Here is a 17,023-nt window from a genome sequence, read left to right on the forward strand (position 1 = left end):
AGTGATAGATATTAATATATCAGCATCCAAAATGATTGTCAACAGAATTGGAGCACAAATTTCACATACTCCATGCCGCTATTTTATTGACTTTTATTTCACTTCTACATAATATTATGCCAATATAGGCGACTGAAATTTGGACATCAAGGAGAAATAGACATGAAGATGAGCAGACAAAACGCAGAGCACTACATATGGGGGGACCAATGTGACGGGTGGCATTTGCTTAAAGCGCAGAATCTAAGCATCATCCATGAACGTATGCCCGCACATACCGCTGAAGCAAGACATTATCATGAGGAATCACAACAATTTTTCTTTTTGCTTGAGGGGACGGCAACAATTGAGATTGCCGGTGAGGAGCATGAGCTGCATCAACATGAGGGAATCCATGTTGCTCCACATATTCCGCACCAAATGTTCAATAAGTCGGACAGCGATATCCAGTTTCTCGTTATTTCGGAACCAACGACAAGGGGAGACAGATTCCCTGCATAAGACAACCGCCATCGTACCTTGCTGTACGGATGGCGGTTTTTTGTATTCAGGAGATTGAGCTGTAAACTCTCGTTCCCCGAGGCTGGTCACCGTGTTCATCAGGTTCGAGAGTGATACCAATCGAATCAAAAGCAAGAGTTTCGCTTGCAACTGGCATAACTAAAACGCCAATGCCTTGCTCGTCAACTCGGAAAGTACCTGCACTATCTTTCTGGCCGGAATGGTTCAGCCATACTTGATAGACCGAATCACCCTTCGAAGCGGGCGCACCAAATACATATACTACAAATTGTTTATTGCTTCCGTTATCGACGATACAAGCGACAGCGTAGGAGGAGGCCACGTCTTCAGACATAGGCTTTAAGGAAATGAGCTCATTAATCTGGGATGCTGAGACGGATAAAGCCTTTTCAATTGGAATGATCGCTGTGCTGCTGCGGTTGTTATAGAGATTTATATTCCATGCCGTACCCGCGATAAAGACGGCTAGTATTGCGGCTGCTGCTGCACCCCATGTCAGCTTCCGGAAGGAGCGCTTGGATGCAGGCGGCGTAACGGTAGCGATAGCGGCATCCATGATCTGCTGCTTCAAATCGCCAGGTGGATCGATCAATTCCATATCGGAAGGGAGGGAGTCCCATACTAAGCGCAGCTCTTCCAATTCGGTCTGACAAGTCGGACATCCTGAAAGATGCCGTTCAAAAGCTTTTTTCTCTTTATCGGAACAAACGCCGGATATATAGTCCAGAACATATTGGCATATCGTCGCATTTTGCTGCTTCATGATTGCTCTCCTTCGGCTACAAGATGCCTGCGTAATATTTTTAACGTCTGATGCAAGCGATTCTTAACCGTTCCTATCGGCTGATTATAAATGGTCGCAAGCTCGCTTATGGTGTAACCCTGCCAGTAAAAATGCTCAAGCAAATGAATTTGCTGCTCTGACAAGTTGCCGTAAGCACTTCTGATTTGGTCCTTCACGGAGCTGTTTAGCAGCGCTGCTTCCGGTGTGGCCGTTACATGATCTGGAATCCGATCGAGCTGCTCTTGTTCGACCTGAACGAGAGGAGCATTGTCTCTACGCCTTTTGCGCAGCCAGTCGGTTGTAATATTACGAGTGATCGTCAGCAGCCAGCTGGAGTACCTTCCCTGTTCGGGATTATAGACAGATTTGGTCGTCCATAATCGCATAAAAACAGCCTGTACGATTTCTCTGGCGACACTCTCATCCTTTAACGTTTTCCAGGCAAAGGAATAAACGAGAGATGAGTATCGGTCATATAAAATCGAAAGCGCCTCGCTCTGCTTGCTCTGCACGAGCAGCATCAATTGATGATCCGTAAGCTCCCGCATACGATAATGACCTCCACGATTGAAAGATAATATAACTCTATTCTACTAAAAACAGGGATAACCCCATATGGTTATCCCTCATTTCATTCTATTTATCCGAGACGACAATCGTTGCCTGCATCCCTGGATGCGGCATGCAGTGGTAGGCAAACTCACCAGCGTCATCAAATGTTATGGTTTTGTCTTCATTTTCTGCGAGCAGACCGGTGTCAAAGGAGCTGTCGTCTGCGGTTGCGCTATGTTTAATTTCATCCTTGTTTATAAAAGTAACGCGGTCTCCTGCCTTGATCTCCAGCTTGGCGGGGGAGAAGGCAAAATTCGAAATCTCAACGACATATTCCTTGCTTCCGTCCGCAGCAGGGGATGCCTTATCATCAGGTGAGCTCTTTGGATGATCCTCGATGGCAGCACTTGGTGATGCTTTAGAATCATCGTCATCTGAGCGTCCGCCATGATGATCATCATGGGATGGAGAGGATGATGGCGCTGGAGAAGGTTTTGGTGATGGTGTGGCTGAAGCTTGCGGCTTTGTTGTTGGTTTGGTTTCCTGAGTTGCAGATGGCGTCTCACTTGGCTTCACTGACTCATGCTGCATATGCTCATCACTTACCGCGGAGTCCGAAGGAGACTGACTTGGTGTAACAGTTGCCGATTCCTGCGATGGTGATGGTGATGATGATGCTTTTTCCACTGAATTGCCGCATGCTGCCAGAAGAAGCACGAATATTAGTCCGGACAACAAGGTTAGTAAACCTTTATGCTGCTGTTTCCATTTCATCGTCCATCCCTCATTTCACAATAATAGTTCCCGTCATAAACGACTTGTGCAGCTCGCAAAAGTAACTATATGTTCCTGTCTTATCTAGCGTAATCGTGTAGGATTCTCCGGTTTTCAGCATAGGTACTTTAAAGCTGCCGTCAAAGGCTACAGCGTTATGTTCCATCTCATCATAATTGGTGAAGGTGATCTTGGAGCCAGCTTCAACAGTTAAGGGCTCTGTCCCGAACGAGAACTGCTTGATATCAATTTGATACGTTTTCACTTCTGCTGCCATTCCTTTAAAGGTAGAAGGATCAATGACGAACCATACTTTATTTGCGTTCTGACCAAGAACATCACCTGGCTGCTTATCCTGGATAAAGGTATAGAGCGGGTAACCTTTGTAAGCCCATTGCTTGGTTCCATCAGCACGTGTGATGGTTGAGAAATCTGCTTTGTTCAGGAAGGCCGGAATCTGAAGTTCATCGGATTGGAAGATAGGCCAATTGACGAGGCATTGTCCCTGGCAAGCGTTGATGTTATCAGCGTCCTTCGCGAAATAGTACAAAGTCTTACCATTGTTATCGGTTAGATAAGTACCTAACTCTTTATGGCTTGTTAGTTGAATTCTCTTGCCTTGGGGGAGCACTGCCGATTGCGGGAGGACACCTTTCTGCTGGAGTGCAACAAAAAGCGAATCGCCTTGTAGAGTAGGAACAACCAAGGCTTCAATGAGTGCTGTAGCCAAATGAGCATTGGTCAAGAGGTTGACCGCTGCAATAGAAGCCATCCCTTTGGAAGCAGCGAAGGTCAAGGTATCGGAATAAGCAAACTCGGACCCGGAATGGAAGCCGATATTTTCGAGCAGTACTTTGTACAGCTGTTGGGAGCTGATTGGATCATTAGGATGGAAAGTGCCATCTGGATTGCCAGACCAGCCTAATTCAGAATGCTGTTTCAAAAAGGCGAGGATAGGTTCATTTGATTTGCCGGCTTTGTCTGCATCTTTAAAGTTAGATGCTGGGGTAAACGCCATCGCTTCCTTCAGATTTCCGTTCAGGCGTAAAGAAATAATGGCAGCTTGCATGCGGGTGGTTTGCTTCGAGAGGTAGGGTTCATTTACTCCGTTGCCATCACCGAGCAGCAATCCCAGCTTGGCGGCCGTCTCCGCATCTGTTGTGACAGAAGCAGAAGCGGGTGATTGGTCGGCCGCAGATACACCTATTACCGAAGATAATAAGCCGGTTAAAAGCACAGCCAAAAACATAAACATCATTAATCGTTTAGTTGTCATCATTTATCCTCCTCAAAGAATAATCGTCTCTTATAGGAGGTAACGAAGGAAATGAAAATGCGGTTTGATGGGAGTGGAAAATATGGCAGGAATAATTTTGTCCGCTCGGTAGTATGAGGATCATATCGGAAAGATGATACGGAGTTTTTACAAAATCAGCATAATTTCTGAAAACCACACATACGTGTATAGTAAGCACTTGCAACACAATAGGAGGCGGTCTCGTTTGGCAACGGAATATGCCTATATGGCCGTATGGCTGCTAGGCTTGTTTGGCATCGTGGGTACGGTGAGCGCTTATGTTGCTCGGTTTGTGGTGAAGGATTCCTTGTCTTATGATCAAACACATGTGTGGCGAAGAAAACTGCCTCCTGAAACGAAAAAAAAATGAGGAAATCAAAAATCGGCTGTCCGCATATGCGGCAGCCGATTTTCTGGTTTTTAGAACGTAGGTAAATTGTCGAGATTATTGTCTGTACGGCCATCCGCGTTTGAACGGAGATGCTCATCATGATCACGGCCTCTAAAGACGTTTAGTCCGGCAATTTCATTATTTTTAACCATTGATTGTGCGGTTTTGTAATCCACAACACGGCCGGATGTTAACTGCAGCTCCACAATATCGCCGTCTCCGTTTTTACGTACGGCTACAACTTCTTCTGATTGATCCATTTTTTATCATCCTCCCATTGGCTAGTATGGTTCAATGAGGTGGAAGAAATGCATGAATCGGAAGAATAAGTGTTGGACCAGTTGGATCACTCTTGCATACACTAACACGAAAGCGGATGTTTGCAGCGCCAGTAGCGCGGTGGATATCTGCTTTTGACTTTTTAATAAAGCTTATACGGTATAAACCTCATGCTGCTGGACGAAGCGCATTTTGCCCGTATGACCAATAAACTCCTCCATATTATCGTGATAATGCATAAGCCACACCTTTTCCTGAATGTCCTCCGGCAGCGTCAGCAATTCATCCAAGCTTGCATGTACAACCCCGGGAGAAGTGAGCTGGCAGTCATGGAAAATGGTCTCCACGCCATCATTGCTAAGTCTGCTGAGCAAAGCACCATCAAATTTCATATCTGCCGAGTAAAAGAAGTTCTCGTTAAAGAGGAAGGAGTAGCTGAGTTTGCCTGCAATATGATCGGTAAGGATAAGCTTTACTTTAATTCCGGGATGAATCTCATACTCTTCACCTTCTTTAATAGGCCGGACATCGAAGAAATCGGTTATGGCCGTAAGGGGTTCCTGAGTAAGTCCTCCCCGAAGCGTCTGTTCCCACAATGGCTCCACAAGGGTATCCGCGATATAAAGGACTGGCTTCTTGCCATAGCGGAACATCATCTGGAACGCATATTCTTCAAGTCCCCCAACATGGTCGGCATGCATATGGCTGATAAGTACAGCGTCTAAATCATCAAACGAATAGCCAGCATCATGCAGTGATCGTGGTAAAGTAATGCCGCAATCGACGAGCAGCTTAAAGCCGTCTACCTCAACCAGCGCATTATTGTTCGCGTATTTTTTCGCAAAAGCACCACCTGTGCCTAACATTTGAATTTGCATTCTGGAGCCCTCCCGGTACATTTTCTTCCACTTTATCAAATGAGTATCTTGATGACAAACAACAGATGCACTTTTGCCTGCGCCTACATATAATGCAGTAGCATAACGGCGGGAGGACTGAAGGAAGCGATGAGTGCAGCAGCAGCGGCCAAAGGCAAAGGTAAAGTCGTCAAGAAGAAAAAGACAAGTGAGAAAAAGCAGTATCATTACAAGCTTGTATTGTCTGATACATGTGGAGTATGCAAAACGCCTTGTGAGCGGGGAATGAACTATTGGAGGCGGATGCAGGAGCCCGGAGCGGTAGGGAAAGGTGTTCCTTGTGTCTTGACTCGCACGTACAAATAAGGACGAATATTTCCTGGGCAAGCGCATGATTCTACAGCTTTTGACAGCTCTAGGATAGTCTTGTTAGCTGTTAAAAACTTTTAGGCTTGTGCGCAACTTTGGACGAAATTCCGAGTATAACTTTTCATCCAGACAAAACGGATGGAGGGTTATCAGCAATGTTGGTCAGATTTAAAAAAGTAGCCATTCTGCTCGCTATTTTGTCGGTATGTGGTGGTACATTCATATTTGCCGATTCGGCAGTGCAGAAGGTACGAGTAATTGTAAATGGCAGTGAGCTTGATGACGGTGGAATTGTTGTAGACGGAAAGACGTATTTACCGCTGCGCCAAATGGCAAACAGTCTGCACGCACTAGTCGACTGGGATAATCAGAGCAAGAAAGCGACGATTATTAAGCCTAATGTTCATATGATTCTATTCCAGGATAAAGTGATCTTTGGCAATGTGGACAAAGGGAATAAATATACGTTTAACGTTTTCTCTCAGATCGATAACTTGACAACGGACATTTCAGCCGTGAAAGTATCGATTACGGATCCTTACGGCACAGAGAAGGTTATTCAAACTCAGAACGTAAATATTACGAAGGATAACTTCTGGTATCGGACCGAAGACATCAAATATAACTTTGAGTTTGCAGGGAAATACGCCGTTCGGTTTTATTTGAAGACATCACCATCAGATGACTGGACAGTCGTGTCGGAGAAGCTGATTTCTTCCCAATAGCTGTTAATATATGGCGCCTATTGCTGTAAGTACAGCAGCAAGGCGTCTTTTGTTTGACCGCCGTTCCTTCACATGGTACGATACGTTAGTATGTATAATTAACTGAAATGGGGTAATTCCATGAGCGAGCATCAACATGAGCACGGCGAAGATTGCGGTTGCGGACAAGATCATGAACATGATGAGCATGTGTTCATCGTGACAGACGACGAAGGCCAAGAGCGTGAAATGGTCATGGTCTATACATTTGAATCGGAGAATAACGTATATGCAGTATTGCTGGATCGTAACGACCCAGAAGCAGACGGTGTTATCTTCCGTATCGAAGAAGAGAACGAAGAAGCATTCCTCGTTGGAATCGAAGACGATGCAGAGTGGGAACGCGTAACAGCGATCTACGAAGAAATCGCAAAAACAGAGAACGAGAACAAAGAGGCTTAATAGCCGCTACTAGAACACCCGTCTTACCCGAGTAACTGCTCCTGCAGCTGCCGGTAAGACGGGTGTTTTTTATACCTCGATAGAGGCTGACTTATTTCCTTGGATTATAATAAATCGTTCGGCCGTTAAACATCGTTAACTCGGCTTGAAGCTGTTTAGCTAAATATTTGCACAGCTCATTGGCCTTCGCCTTGTCGCCATGGGTTGAACCGTCCGGCAGCACGACTTGAACCGATGAAGGATCATCCGTCCCATTACCAAAGATGATGTATTTGTACCCTGGATTCGTACCTTGCAAGTAGAACCATCGGTCATCCTGCTTGGACTCGATCGTATACGGAAAGGCAGAAGCTGCGTAATCCCAATCGAGCTGGGTTCCTGTTAAGGCGGTTTGATCACGGTAATGAAGGAGCTTTTCCTTCAGTTCTTCTAGTGATAGTTCACTTACGGCAGACCCTTGAACAAGCTTAATCACTGCGCTTTGACTCATTCGTCCCACCCCCATCTCATCATAGCATGTTGATCAGAATGTTTACAATAAGTGGAATAGGCAGGTATATAAAAAGCCGGCTGCATGCCCCTTAAGAGGGAATGCAGCCGACTGTATTTCGTTAGAATATCGCATTTTCCTCGACAATTACTTTAACAAACTGAATGCTGCGGTCTTCCGGCCCTTTAACAGGGAGGCCAACCTCAACATGATCCACGATATAGTCGATGTTTTTCTGCGAGATGACTTCACCCGGCAGCAGAATTGGAATACCCGGCGGGTACACATAGATAAATTCTGCGATAATCCGGCCAGCAGATTCCTTGAAAGGAACAACTTCGGTCTCGCCATAGAAGGCATCGCGAGGTGTTAAGGAGAGCTGTGGAATTTCCGGAATTTTAACTACCAGCTCGCGGGCTTCAGCCCCTTCATGGAAGGCTTCGGATAGACCACGAAGCGAGATAAGTAGTTTTTCAATGGAATCGGACGTATCTCCTGGCGTAACTAGGCAAAGAATGTTATACATGTCACTCATCTCGATCTCTACATTGTAGTGATCACGGAGCCAGTTCTCTACTTCGTAACCCGTAACACCTAAATGACGAACGTGAATCGTTACCTTGGTTGGGTCATAGTCATAGGTTGCTTCATCGCCAAGAATATCTTCTCCGAAGCATTCCAGACCCGGAATCTTATTGATTTGCTCACGTGCATATTGGGCAAGTCCAATTGCGCGTTCTGCAATTTCATGTCCGTTAATCGCCAGGTTGCGGCGGGAAGTATCCAGCGATGCAAGCAGAATATACGAGGTTGACGTAGTAGTCAACATACTAAGAATCGTTTGGATTCGGAACGGATTAATGCGGCCTTTGCGTACGTTAAGAACCGAGCTTTGCGTCATCGATCCACCTAGCTTATGTACGCTTGTTGCTGCCATATCGGCGCCAGCCTGCATAGCTGACATCGGCAGTTTTTCATGGAAATGGATAAGTACGCCATGAGCTTCATCAACTAGAACAGGAATATCGTAGCTGTGTACAAGATCTACAATCTCCTTCAGGTTTGCGCAGATGCCAAAGTATGTTGGGTTAATGACAAGAACAGCTTTTGCATCCGGATGACGGTCGAGTGCACGTTTAACCGAACGAGTTGTAATGCCATGATCGATCCCTAGATTCGAATCGCGTGCAGGCGAGATGAATACAGGACGTGCGCCTGCGAAAATAATCGCAGCCATGACTGATTTGTGCACATTGCGCGGTACGATAATTTTATCGCCTGGCGAGCAGACCGTAAGAATCATCGTAATAATCGCGCCGCTTGTGCCTTGAACGGAGAAGTAGGTGTAGTCGGCGCCAAAGGCATCGGCTGCAAGTTTTTGCGCTTCTTCAATAACGCCGGTTGGCTGATGCAAGTCATCAAGCGGAGCAATATTTATAAGATCGATCGACAAGGCGTTGTCGCCGATAAATTCGCGAAACTCAGTATCGCTGCCGAGACCCTTCTTATGCCCCGGAATATGAAATTGTACCGGATCGTTCTCCGCATGGCGGCGGAGTGCGCTGAAGAGCGGGGTTTTGTTATGATCCATCGCTTTAGTCCCTGCCTTTCGAATATCTTCTAATGTCTTTTGTACAAACAAAGTTGAGTATAGCAAAAACAAGTCGGAATGCAAGTAACAATTTTATCAGGAGCTATGCATTCTGGAGCTGGAACCGGAATGTTCTCCATTTGTTCATAACAATGCGCTGACTTGATATGTTACGATTATGAATGGGGTGAAAACATAATGCGAGATAAACGACTACTCATAGTAATGGCAATTCTAATGACCACCTTCATCGGGTTTGGGATTATTATTCCTGTTATGCCTGAAATGATTAAAGCAGTTAACCCGGGTAATGCGGAAAAACATACGGGCTACATGCTCGCCTTGTATTCTGCGGTATCCTTCATACTCTCTCCTTATTGGGGAGGCTTATCCGATAAGATTGGCAGAAGGCCGATTATAATTACAGGGGTTACAGGTTTTGCGATCAGTTTCCTTCTGTTTGGCTTATCGTCAGACAATCTTACGATGATGTACTTATCACGAATATTAGGCGGACTGTTCTCAGGCGCTGTAACATCCGTCATTGTTGCTTACGTAGCCGACATTACACCGCCAGACCAGCGTACAAAAGGAATGGGACTTGTCGGCATGTCGATCGGGTTTGGCTTTACGATTGGGCCGGGCGTTGGCGGACTGCTCAGCCAAGTTACGCTGGAGACACCATTTTATGCTGCATCTGTGATGGCATTAATCACATTAATTCTTGCTTTCGTGAAGCTGAAGGAATCGCTGCCGCCAGAGAAGAGAAGAGCAGCAAGCGAGAAGCAGCCTTCCCGTTGGTCTGCTTTTACCGGGCCGCTTAAATACTTGTATGTATTGGCCTTCTTCGTTACCTTCACGCTGGCTGGTATGGAAGCAACGCTGCAGTTCTTTGGTATTCAGCGCTTTGACGTCACACCACTGCAGGTAGGTATTCTGTTCTTCGTCTGCGGCTTTGTTGGTGCTCTTGTGCAAGGTGGTGTTGTTCGCCGCCGGATCAAGAAAGGACAGGAGCCGCAATATATTGCAGCTGGACTTATCATTTCGGCAGTCGGATTCTTCCTGCTGCTGGCCGCTCATTCCTTATGGTGGGCTACGCTGTCGCTTGCGGTATTTGGCATCGGCAACTCCTTGATTCGTCCTTGTGTTACATCCTTGATTACACAGAAGACGCAGGTTGGACAAGGCGTTGCATCGGGTCTTAGCTCCTCAATGGACAGCTTGGGTCGGATTCTTGGGCCGCTTATTGGTTCGTTCTTGTTTACGATGGATTTGCGTCTGCCCTATGTATCGGGCGGGATCTTATGCCTCGCAGCTCTGCTGCTGCTTCTGCAATTCCGGAAAATGGACAGTACAAGCACGGTAACTGCTGTTCAGGAATAGCTTTTAATTTAAAGCCGGTTTCTCATCATTTGATGAGGAGCCGGCTTTTTTTGATTTTTCCAGAGAATGGCTTGTCTGGAAGCCGCATATAAATGAGGTAGGGTAAAAAGAGGTGAATGGAAGTATGGGAATGTTGTCTTGGCGCAAATGGGCAGCAATTATTTTGGGAAGTCTGCTTATTTCGGCCGGAATCAATTTTTTTCTAATGCCATTAATGATATTGGATGGGGGCCTCATTGGAATTGCCCTTATCGTAAATTATCTATTTCATGTTCAAGTTGGGTTAACGATGCTAATTTGCAGCATTCCAATCTTCGCTCTGGCGTGGTTTCAAAGCCGAAGTATGATCTACCAGAGTATTAACGGCTTGCTGTTGTCCAGTTATGTCATCGACCTGCTAAGCCCGTATCGATTTTATTTTCTCTATTATATTGAATGGACCCCATTTACTCGCGCTGTGATTGGCGGGTTTTGCATTGGGACAGGCATCGGCATTATGCTTCGCAACGGCAGCACAACAGGCGGGACGGATTTGCTTGCGCATTACCTTTCCCGTTACATTCCTCTTAATGTAGGCGTGATTATTTTTCTGACGGATTTTCTGATTATCGGTACAGGAGCTTTTTTGCTGCCTGAAAATACGTTCTTACTATCCTTAATTACAGTGGCGGCGGGGGGAGTAGCAACCAGCTTATGTACCTGGAACCTGCCGCATAACCATCACTTTAGACAGGAATAAAGCCGGAGGCACACGCCTTCGGCTTTGTCTTGTTTTCTGGTTTCCGGTACTTAAGGAGCCAAGCCCTTCATAATAAAGGCTATCGTCGCTTCCCGTTCCTGTTCGTCATTCCAACTGCTTAAGTCACGTTTTCCGTATAAAGTACGTATAGCGGCGTAGCCAATTAAGGAAGAGACAGTCAAGCGAATGATGGTATATGGTGACCAGTCCACTAATGTACCGTCCTCCTGGAACCGACGGATGTTAGGGGTGATTTTCTCAAATACCTTAGCAAGAACAAGTTTCTCGAATTGCTCCTGCAATTCAGGGTGAAACGGAATTTCCTGAATAAAGATCTTAAGCACGTGCATGTGCTTCTCCAGGAATGCTAGCCTATTCTCGAGAATCGCACGAAGCATCTGGTCATAGCTGTCGTATTTGCTATCCAGTACTTTATAAAATTCCCGCATAACAAAAGGTGCGACAAGCTTTGCCATTACAGGTGCTACGATGGATACAAGCAGATCTTTTTTTGTTTTGTAATGACGGAATATCGTTCCTTCCGCTACTCCAGCGCGTTGTGCAATCTCATTGGTGGAAGACGCGGCATAACCTTTCTCTGCGAAAATCTCGGAAGCTGCTCTAACGATCCTAAGCTGCTTCTCTGTCATCGTCTTCTCATCCCCGAGCTTGCCCAGCTCTTCCAGCCATTCTTCAATCGGCTCGCTCATGCTGACACTCCCTTTATTCATTCCTGTCCATTCCTTCTATTATAGCAGAACTTAAAACCAGCCTACATGCGGCGATGCTTCTTCAGCGCAACGACGTTCAGGAGCGCGAAGATTATAGATAAGCCTGCCAGTACATAAATATCGAGCTGGATATCGCCAATGCCTTCTCCTCTGATCATGATGCCGCGCATCGCATCTGCTCCATAATAGAGCGGCATGATGTAACTGAGTTTTTGCAGAACCGGATTCATCGCATCCAGATTAAATAATCCGGAGAAGAAGGCCTGAGGTACGATAATGATCGGAATGAATTGAATGATTTGGAATTCGCTGCTTGCAAACGAAGAGAGCAAAGTGCCTAGGGTCAATGCCGTCAGCGATAGTAATAGATTAATGAGCAGCATATTCACGATATTTCCGGACATTGACATGCCCAGCACCTGTACGGAATACCAGGCAATTAAGGAAGCTTGGATCAAGGTGAAGATACCAAAGCCGGCTAGGTATCCAAGGACGATCTCAGATCGCCGAATGGGAGTAGCCAGCAGCCTTTCCAACGTGCCGCTCGTACGTTCTCGCAGGAAGGAAACACCTGCAAGCAGGAACACGAAGAAGAAGGAGAAGAAGCCGATCAATACAGGACCAAAGGAGTCAAAGGAGGCCATATCTGGTCCACCGTACAAATAATGAACGGTTGGAGCGAGGTCTTGTGCGCCGCTTTGCAGAGCTTTCTGTAGAACTAGCTGAGTACTGCGGCTGACCGAAGGATCGCTTCCTTCTAGTGTAATATCAGGCTTGCCGTCTACGATCTGAATAATAGCGTCCAGATCGCCATCATGAAGAGCTTTATCTGCTGCATCAAAGGAGTCAAAGAGTGTAATGCTTGCTTGCTGCTCCTCCAGCTTCTCGGAAAGAGCGGCAGTAGGACCGACCAGGCCGATTTCCGGAGAGACGGTATTACCGTCAAAGACAAGCTTTGTCAGACTCAAAATGAGCAGTGGAGCAAGGAATAATAAGGCAAGCGTCCGCTTGTCGCGTAGAAACTGGCGTGTAATTCGAACAACTAGAGCACGTATTCTCATGAATGCTCACTCCTTTCGCTGCCAAGCGAGATAAAGGCTTCTTCAATCGTATGGACGCCAGCCTGCACCATGATCGCTACAGGAGTGTCAACGGCGATCAGCTTTCCGTCCCGAATGAGGCCAAGCCGATCACATTTCTCCGCTTCGTCCATGACGTGGGTTGTCACGATAATCGTAACTCCTTTTTCCGTCAGAGTCCTCAGCTCGTTCCAGATCGTTTTCCGAAGCACGGGATCAATACCTACGGTTGGTTCATCCAGAACGAGCAGCTGCGGCTCATGCAGCAGGGCAATGGCCAGTGACAGTCTGCGTTTCATCCCACCGGAATAAGCGCTCGTCTGTTTATCCAGATGGTCGGTCAGATTGACCAGTGATGCGGCAGATTGCATGCGGTCAGCAAGAACTTTTCCCTTAAGTCCATAGAGAGAGCCGTAGAATGCCATGTTTTCCTTGCCGGTTAACTCCTGATATAAGGCGTCGGATTGCGCCATATAACCAAAGGTTTGCAGCATTTTCAGCTGTGGCATAGGTTCACCGAATAATTGAATGTTGCCGGCATCTGCCCGGTCAATGCCGGTTATAAGTTTAATAAGGGTTGTTTTACCCGATCCAGATGGTCCGAGCAGTCCGAATAACTCCCCCCGTGGTACCGTGAGCGAAATATCGTCAAGAACCGTCCGATCGCCAAATCGTCTTACAATGTGTTGAGCGATAATAGCAGAATCTGCAGATGTTTCGGTAGCCTTTGTCATGGTTCACACCCCTTGTTATTCATAATGAGTGAATACTCACTTTTTAGTATAGATATGCTATTCGAAGTTGTAAAGTGAGTACTTACTCACAAAAGATACTGGACTTAAGTCGTAGAGGCCCTCCGACCAGGGGCGAGAGTAAAGTACCGTCTCCAGACGTTTTTACATTATTTTCAATGCAGGTATGCTTAGAACTGTCAAATACACAAAAGAGAATTCCGAATAGGGAGAAGGAGTAGTTGTAATGAATAAGTTAACCGAATGGTCGTTCCGCAACAGGGCGGCCGTCATCCTGATCGTCGTGATGGCTTTGGTGATGGGAGTTGTCAGCTATTTGAAGCTGCCAATGGAGTTCCTGCCGGAAGCTGATAATCCGCAGGTCATGGTGACGGTAATTGGACCTGGCATGGACGCCAAGTCGATGGAACAGCTAGTAACCAACCCGCTGGAAGAAGCAGTAGGGTTCACGAAGGGCAAGACCGATATGTTCTCGACTTCGGGTAATGGTTATGCACAAGTAAATTTGAATTTTGATTCGAATACAAACATGAAGGAAGCGAAGGCGGAAGTAGAGAGGACTGTTGATCAGATCCAGCTGCCACAAGGCGTTATGAAGCCTTTCGTTATCCAATACAATACATCGATGATTCCGATCTCCTGGATTACCCTCACATTCGAGGATGGACTGAGTGAGCAAGAGAAAGACGCGAAGCTTAAGGAGATTACAACTGAACTGCAAAAAGCGGAAGGTGCAGGTGAAATTAGCGTCAGCGGTAAATCTACACCGGCTGTGCATGTGACTCCGCTTACGGATAAGCTCGAAGAGAAGGGTATTCCTGTTCAAACCCTTCTTAGTGTCCTGCAAGGAAGAGGAGTGTCCTCATCCATTGGTGAACGTGCCATTGACGGCGCATCCGGCAACATCAATGTCTATGATCAAGTAACGAGTATAGATACTTTGCGCAAATTGCCTATCGCGCCAGGGGTTAAGCTTGAAGATGTAGCTGCTGTTGAGCAAGCGAAGGAACAAGAAAGCATCGGCCGAATGAACGGTAAAGATGCCATTATGTTTACAATTTCAAAGACAGCTAATGCGAATGCCGTTACGGCAGGTAAAAATATCGAGAAGACGGTAGAGCGGTTAAGTAAGGATGTAGCTGGTGCTGAGATCTCGGTACTGATGAGTACGTCTGATACGGTCGTACATTCGGTTGACAGCATGCTGCGTGAAGTTCTGCTCGGCGCGTTGTTCGCTACCATTATCATTCTGATCTTCATGCGTAATTGGAGAGCGACGCTGGTTACGATTGTATCGATCCCGTTATCGTTAGGTATTACGTTGTATTTGCTGGACCTGTCAGGGGTTACGCTTAATATCATTACACTTGGCGGTGTTGCAGTAGCAGTCGGCCGACTGGTCGATGACAGTATAGTCGTAATCGAGAATGTCTACCGAAGACTGCAGAAAGAGCCATTCTCCAAAACCGTTATTATTGATGCGACTAAAGAAGTAGCAACGGCGATTACATCATCCACTCTTGTTACTGTGGCCGTATTCCTGCCGATGGGTCTGCTGCGCGGCTCGCTGCAAGCTTTCCTCCTGCCATTCGCACTGACTGTGGCATACTCGCTGCTTGCTTCGCTGCTTGTTGCTTTGACAGTTGTGCCGCTGCTTAGCGCGTTCTTGCTTCGCGGTACCAAAGAAAAACCGCATAAAGGCTCGAGCAAATTTGCTTCGTTCATTCGTTGGAATTTGCAGCATAAATGGATTACGTTAGTTGTTGCTCTTCTATTGTTTGTAGGATCAATCAGTGCTTATGTGATGATGCCTAAAGGTGCGCTTGATTCCTCCAGTGCTGAGAATGTCAATGTATCCTTGCAATACCCAAGTGATACTCCGTCTGATCAAGTAGAGCAGGGCGGTACAAAGCTGGAAACCTTCCTGAAGGATAACAAAAGTGTTGAATGGGTTATCATGCAGCTAGGCAACAGCGCGGATAACGCCAAGTACGGTGCTGTTTCTTCTCCAACACTCGTTACTTACACGATTGATTTGAAAGACGGCGTTGATGCCGAGAAATTTATGGATGAAGTGAAAACGCAAAAAAGTAATTTCGGTGATGCAGAGCTTATCATTAATGCAGCTGACCTTATGATGGGCGGCGGTTCATCACAAATCTTTATCGATGTTACAGGCGATGATCCAGAGAAGCTTACACAAGCTGCGGATCAGCTGATCGCTAATATTAAACCAATCAAGGACGTTCTGAAAGTACAAAGCAATCAGGAAGAGAAGAAACCGGTCTATACCTTCCAGGTTAATCCGGAGCAGGCGAAAGGCCAAGAAGTTGCTATGCAGCTGCAAAGTATGCTGAATCCTGTGCCGCTTGGCAGTATTCAAGTAGAAGGCCGCGAAACGTCCGTCGTTATGCAGCCAGTCATTAATCCGGACACGGAAGAGGAGCTTAACAAGTTAACAATTGCTACAGCTTCCGGTATTGTTCCGATTACGAATGTAGCTAAGCTTGTGAAATCAGAAGAACCAAGCTTGTACTATCACAAAGAAGGTAAAATGTATGTTCGGGTTACAGCCGATGCTGAACCTAGCCAGCTGTCTGTTGTAGGCAAGGAAATTCAGAAAGCGGCAGATAAGCTGGAGCTTCCAGAAGGTGTAACGCTTAAGGTTGGCGGTGCATCTGCAGATCAATCAAGTGACTTTGCAGACATCGGCATGACAGCGCTAATCTCTATCGGTCTTGTTTACTTGATCATGGTGCTTACCTTCAAGACGCTTCGTGCACCACTTGCGATCCTCTTCTCGCTGCCCCTGGCTGCGATTGGAGCTGTAATTGGACTCCTGATCTCCGGGGTAACACCAGACTTTACTGCAATGTTTGGCGCTCTCATGCTAATCGGTATTGTTGTCACGAATGCAATTGTGTTAATTGACCGAGTGAAGCAAAATGAAGAGACGATGACGATCCGCGATGCCTTAGTCGAAGCAGCCACAACACGGATGCGCCCAATCGTAATGACGGCTGTCGCAACCATTTGCGCAATGCTTCCACTCGTCTTTGGTTCAAGCGAATCGGGCAGTATCGTATCACAAAGCCTTGCAATTGTTGTTATCGGTGGTCTCGCGGCTGCAACGCTGCTTACCCTGATCGTTGTACCATGTATGTATGAGTTGATGTTCTTCCGTACTTCGCGCAAGCAGCGCCGTGCGGGCGCTCAATCTGCGCAAGGTGTAACAGCTGTGCAAGTGCAATAAAAAGAAAAAATCCG

Annotated in this window: 19 protein-coding genes; 8 read left to right on the forward strand and 11 right to left on the reverse strand. The window is 46.5% G+C overall.

The genetic code is table 11. From position 1 onward, the window contains the following. The first annotated feature begins 162 nt into the window (after nucleotides 1-162). Nucleotides 163-501 carry a cupin domain-containing protein gene (locus FHS17_RS08455; protein ID WP_167277847.1) on the forward strand — a complete coding sequence of 113 codons (339 nt, stop codon included), beginning with the start codon at nucleotides 163-165 and terminating at the stop codon, nucleotides 499-501. Between the two features lie 46 nt (nucleotides 502-547). Here FHS17_RS08455 and FHS17_RS08460 read toward each other — a convergent pair whose 3' ends face one another. The 4 genes from FHS17_RS08460 to FHS17_RS30290 form a co-directional block, all read right to left on the reverse strand. Further along, a complete protein-coding gene (locus FHS17_RS08460; RefSeq protein ID WP_167278201.1) occupies nucleotides 548-1,285 on the reverse strand; it encodes an anti-sigma factor in 738 nt (245 codons plus the stop codon). Next, complete coding sequence (locus FHS17_RS08465; RefSeq protein ID WP_167277848.1) at nucleotides 1,282-1,854, reverse strand: RNA polymerase sigma factor; 573 nt, start codon at nucleotides 1,852-1,854, stop codon at nucleotides 1,282-1,284. Before FHS17_RS08465 ends, FHS17_RS08460 begins: the two co-directional genes overlap by 4 nt. A gap of 88 nt (nucleotides 1,855-1,942) precedes the next feature. Further along, nucleotides 1,943-2,632 (reverse strand): cupredoxin domain-containing protein, encoded by a 690-nt coding sequence (locus FHS17_RS08470; protein WP_167277849.1) that lies wholly within the window; start codon nucleotides 2,630-2,632, stop codon nucleotides 1,943-1,945. 10 nt (nucleotides 2,633-2,642) lie between these two features. Further along, entirely contained in the window at nucleotides 2,643-3,911 is a 1,269-nt protein-coding gene (locus FHS17_RS30290) for a plastocyanin/azurin family copper-binding protein (protein ID WP_208420263.1), read from the reverse strand. A 223-nt stretch (nucleotides 3,912-4,134) separates the two neighbouring features. Between FHS17_RS30290 and FHS17_RS08480 the strand changes: the two genes are divergently transcribed. Continuing rightward, nucleotides 4,135-4,299 (forward strand): hypothetical protein, encoded by a 165-nt coding sequence (locus tag FHS17_RS08480; protein ID WP_167277852.1) that lies wholly within the window; start codon nucleotides 4,135-4,137, stop codon nucleotides 4,297-4,299. Between the two features lie 50 nt (nucleotides 4,300-4,349). Here the strand turns inward: FHS17_RS08480 and FHS17_RS08485 are convergent, their stop codons facing one another. Together FHS17_RS08485 and FHS17_RS08490 are read right to left on the reverse strand one after the other, a co-directional pair. Then, nucleotides 4,350-4,580, reverse strand: coding sequence for a DUF3892 domain-containing protein (locus FHS17_RS08485; RefSeq protein WP_167277854.1), 231 nt, complete (start codon nucleotides 4,578-4,580; stop codon nucleotides 4,350-4,352). 171 nt (nucleotides 4,581-4,751) lie between these two features. Beyond that, a complete protein-coding gene (locus FHS17_RS08490; protein ID WP_167277856.1) occupies nucleotides 4,752-5,477 on the reverse strand; it encodes an MBL fold metallo-hydrolase in 726 nt (241 codons plus the stop codon). 129 nt (nucleotides 5,478-5,606) lie between these two features. Here FHS17_RS08490 and FHS17_RS08495 point away from each other — a divergent pair, with 129 nt between their 5' ends. The 3 genes from FHS17_RS08495 to FHS17_RS08505 all read left to right on the forward strand — a co-directional run bounded on the left by FHS17_RS08495 (nucleotide 5,607) and on the right by FHS17_RS08505 (nucleotide 6,991). Then, the gene (locus FHS17_RS08495; protein ID WP_167277859.1) at nucleotides 5,607-5,822 is read left to right on the forward strand and encodes a hypothetical protein; all 216 of its coding nucleotides are present in this window, start codon (nucleotides 5,607-5,609) and stop codon (nucleotides 5,820-5,822) included. A 158-nt stretch (nucleotides 5,823-5,980) separates the two neighbouring features. Next, on the forward strand, nucleotides 5,981-6,550 hold the full coding sequence (locus tag FHS17_RS08500; protein ID WP_167277861.1) for a stalk domain-containing protein: 570 nt from the start codon (nucleotides 5,981-5,983) through the stop codon (nucleotides 6,548-6,550). 120 nt (nucleotides 6,551-6,670) lie between these two features. Beyond that, nucleotides 6,671-6,991, forward strand: a complete 321-nt coding sequence (locus FHS17_RS08505; protein ID WP_167277864.1) for a DUF1292 domain-containing protein — start codon at nucleotides 6,671-6,673, stop codon at nucleotides 6,989-6,991. Nucleotides 6,992-7,082: 91 nt separating this feature from the next. Here the strand turns inward: FHS17_RS08505 and FHS17_RS08510 are convergent, their stop codons facing one another. Beyond that, nucleotides 7,083-7,481, reverse strand: coding sequence for a DUF1885 family protein (locus FHS17_RS08510; RefSeq protein ID WP_167277866.1), 399 nt, complete (start codon nucleotides 7,479-7,481; stop codon nucleotides 7,083-7,085). Nucleotides 7,482-7,602: 121 nt separating this feature from the next. After that, nucleotides 7,603-9,072, reverse strand: coding sequence for an aminotransferase class I/II-fold pyridoxal phosphate-dependent enzyme (locus FHS17_RS08515; protein ID WP_167277869.1), 1,470 nt, complete (start codon nucleotides 9,070-9,072; stop codon nucleotides 7,603-7,605). Nucleotides 9,073-9,270: 198 nt separating this feature from the next. On the opposite strand from FHS17_RS08515, the gene FHS17_RS08520 reads away from it, so the two are divergent. Together FHS17_RS08520 and FHS17_RS08525 are read left to right on the forward strand one after the other, a co-directional pair. Further along, complete coding sequence (locus FHS17_RS08520; RefSeq protein ID WP_167277871.1) at nucleotides 9,271-10,455, forward strand: MFS transporter; 1,185 nt, start codon at nucleotides 9,271-9,273, stop codon at nucleotides 10,453-10,455. Between the two features lie 130 nt (nucleotides 10,456-10,585). Beyond that, the gene (locus tag FHS17_RS08525; protein ID WP_167278203.1) at nucleotides 10,586-11,194 is read left to right on the forward strand and encodes a YitT family protein; all 609 of its coding nucleotides are present in this window, start codon (nucleotides 10,586-10,588) and stop codon (nucleotides 11,192-11,194) included. Nucleotides 11,195-11,244: 50 nt separating this feature from the next. Here FHS17_RS08525 and FHS17_RS08530 read toward each other — a convergent pair whose 3' ends face one another. From FHS17_RS08530 to FHS17_RS08540, 3 genes are all read right to left on the reverse strand, one after another. After that, nucleotides 11,245-11,904: a TetR/AcrR family transcriptional regulator gene (locus FHS17_RS08530; RefSeq protein WP_167278204.1), complete on the reverse strand. Its 660-nt coding sequence runs from the start codon at nucleotides 11,902-11,904 to the stop codon at nucleotides 11,245-11,247. Between the two features lie 62 nt (nucleotides 11,905-11,966). After that, nucleotides 11,967-12,986, reverse strand: a complete 1,020-nt coding sequence (locus tag FHS17_RS08535; RefSeq protein ID WP_167277874.1) for an ABC transporter permease — start codon at nucleotides 12,984-12,986, stop codon at nucleotides 11,967-11,969. Next, the gene (locus FHS17_RS08540; protein WP_167277876.1) at nucleotides 12,983-13,738 is read right to left on the reverse strand and encodes an ABC transporter ATP-binding protein; all 756 of its coding nucleotides are present in this window, start codon (nucleotides 13,736-13,738) and stop codon (nucleotides 12,983-12,985) included. Before FHS17_RS08540 ends, FHS17_RS08535 begins: the two co-directional genes overlap by 4 nt. A gap of 244 nt (nucleotides 13,739-13,982) precedes the next feature. Between FHS17_RS08540 and FHS17_RS08545 the strand changes: the two genes are divergently transcribed. Then, nucleotides 13,983-17,009 carry an efflux RND transporter permease subunit gene (locus FHS17_RS08545; RefSeq protein WP_167277878.1) on the forward strand — a complete coding sequence of 1,009 codons (3,027 nt, stop codon included), beginning with the start codon at nucleotides 13,983-13,985 and terminating at the stop codon, nucleotides 17,007-17,009. The last annotated feature ends 14 nt before the right edge of the window (nucleotides 17,010-17,023 follow it).

Source organism: Paenibacillus lupini (genome assembly GCF_011761355.1).
GTDB classification, from domain to species: Bacteria; Bacillota; Bacilli; order Paenibacillales; family Paenibacillaceae; genus Pristimantibacillus; species Pristimantibacillus lupini.

Coding starts and splice junctions, on each gene's coding strand:
- FHS17_RS08545 (WP_167277878.1), top strand. CDS start 13,983: ATGAATAAGTTAACCGAATGGTCGTTCCGCAACAGGGCGGCCGTCATC.
- FHS17_RS08485 (WP_167277854.1), bottom strand. CDS start 4,580: ATGGATCAATCAGAAGAAGTTGTAGCCGTACGTAAAAACGGAGACGGC.
- FHS17_RS08505 (WP_167277864.1), top strand. CDS start 6,671: ATGAGCGAGCATCAACATGAGCACGGCGAAGATTGCGGTTGCGGACAA.
- FHS17_RS08455 (WP_167277847.1), top strand. CDS start 163: ATGAAGATGAGCAGACAAAACGCAGAGCACTACATATGGGGGGACCAA.
- FHS17_RS08530 (WP_167278204.1), bottom strand. CDS start 11,904: ATGAGCGAGCCGATTGAAGAATGGCTGGAAGAGCTGGGCAAGCTCGGG.
- FHS17_RS08520 (WP_167277871.1), top strand. CDS start 9,271: ATGCGAGATAAACGACTACTCATAGTAATGGCAATTCTAATGACCACC.
- FHS17_RS08500 (WP_167277861.1), top strand. CDS start 5,981: ATGTTGGTCAGATTTAAAAAAGTAGCCATTCTGCTCGCTATTTTGTCG.
- FHS17_RS08495 (WP_167277859.1), top strand. CDS start 5,607: ATGAGTGCAGCAGCAGCGGCCAAAGGCAAAGGTAAAGTCGTCAAGAAG.
- FHS17_RS08510 (WP_167277866.1), bottom strand. CDS start 7,481: ATGAGTCAAAGCGCAGTGATTAAGCTTGTTCAAGGGTCTGCCGTAAGT.
- FHS17_RS08460 (WP_167278201.1), bottom strand. CDS start 1,285: ATGAAGCAGCAAAATGCGACGATATGCCAATATGTTCTGGACTATATA.
- FHS17_RS08465 (WP_167277848.1), bottom strand. CDS start 1,854: ATGCGGGAGCTTACGGATCATCAATTGATGCTGCTCGTGCAGAGCAAG.
- FHS17_RS30290 (WP_208420263.1), bottom strand. CDS start 3,911: ATGATGACAACTAAACGATTAATGATGTTTATGTTTTTGGCTGTGCTT.
- FHS17_RS08540 (WP_167277876.1), bottom strand. CDS start 13,738: ATGACAAAGGCTACCGAAACATCTGCAGATTCTGCTATTATCGCTCAA.
- FHS17_RS08515 (WP_167277869.1), bottom strand. CDS start 9,072: ATGGATCATAACAAAACCCCGCTCTTCAGCGCACTCCGCCGCCATGCG.
- FHS17_RS08470 (WP_167277849.1), bottom strand. CDS start 2,632: ATGAAATGGAAACAGCAGCATAAAGGTTTACTAACCTTGTTGTCCGGA.
- FHS17_RS08490 (WP_167277856.1), bottom strand. CDS start 5,477: ATGCAAATTCAAATGTTAGGCACAGGTGGTGCTTTTGCGAAAAAATAC.
- FHS17_RS08525 (WP_167278203.1), top strand. CDS start 10,586: ATGTTGTCTTGGCGCAAATGGGCAGCAATTATTTTGGGAAGTCTGCTT.
- FHS17_RS08535 (WP_167277874.1), bottom strand. CDS start 12,986: ATGAGAATACGTGCTCTAGTTGTTCGAATTACACGCCAGTTTCTACGC.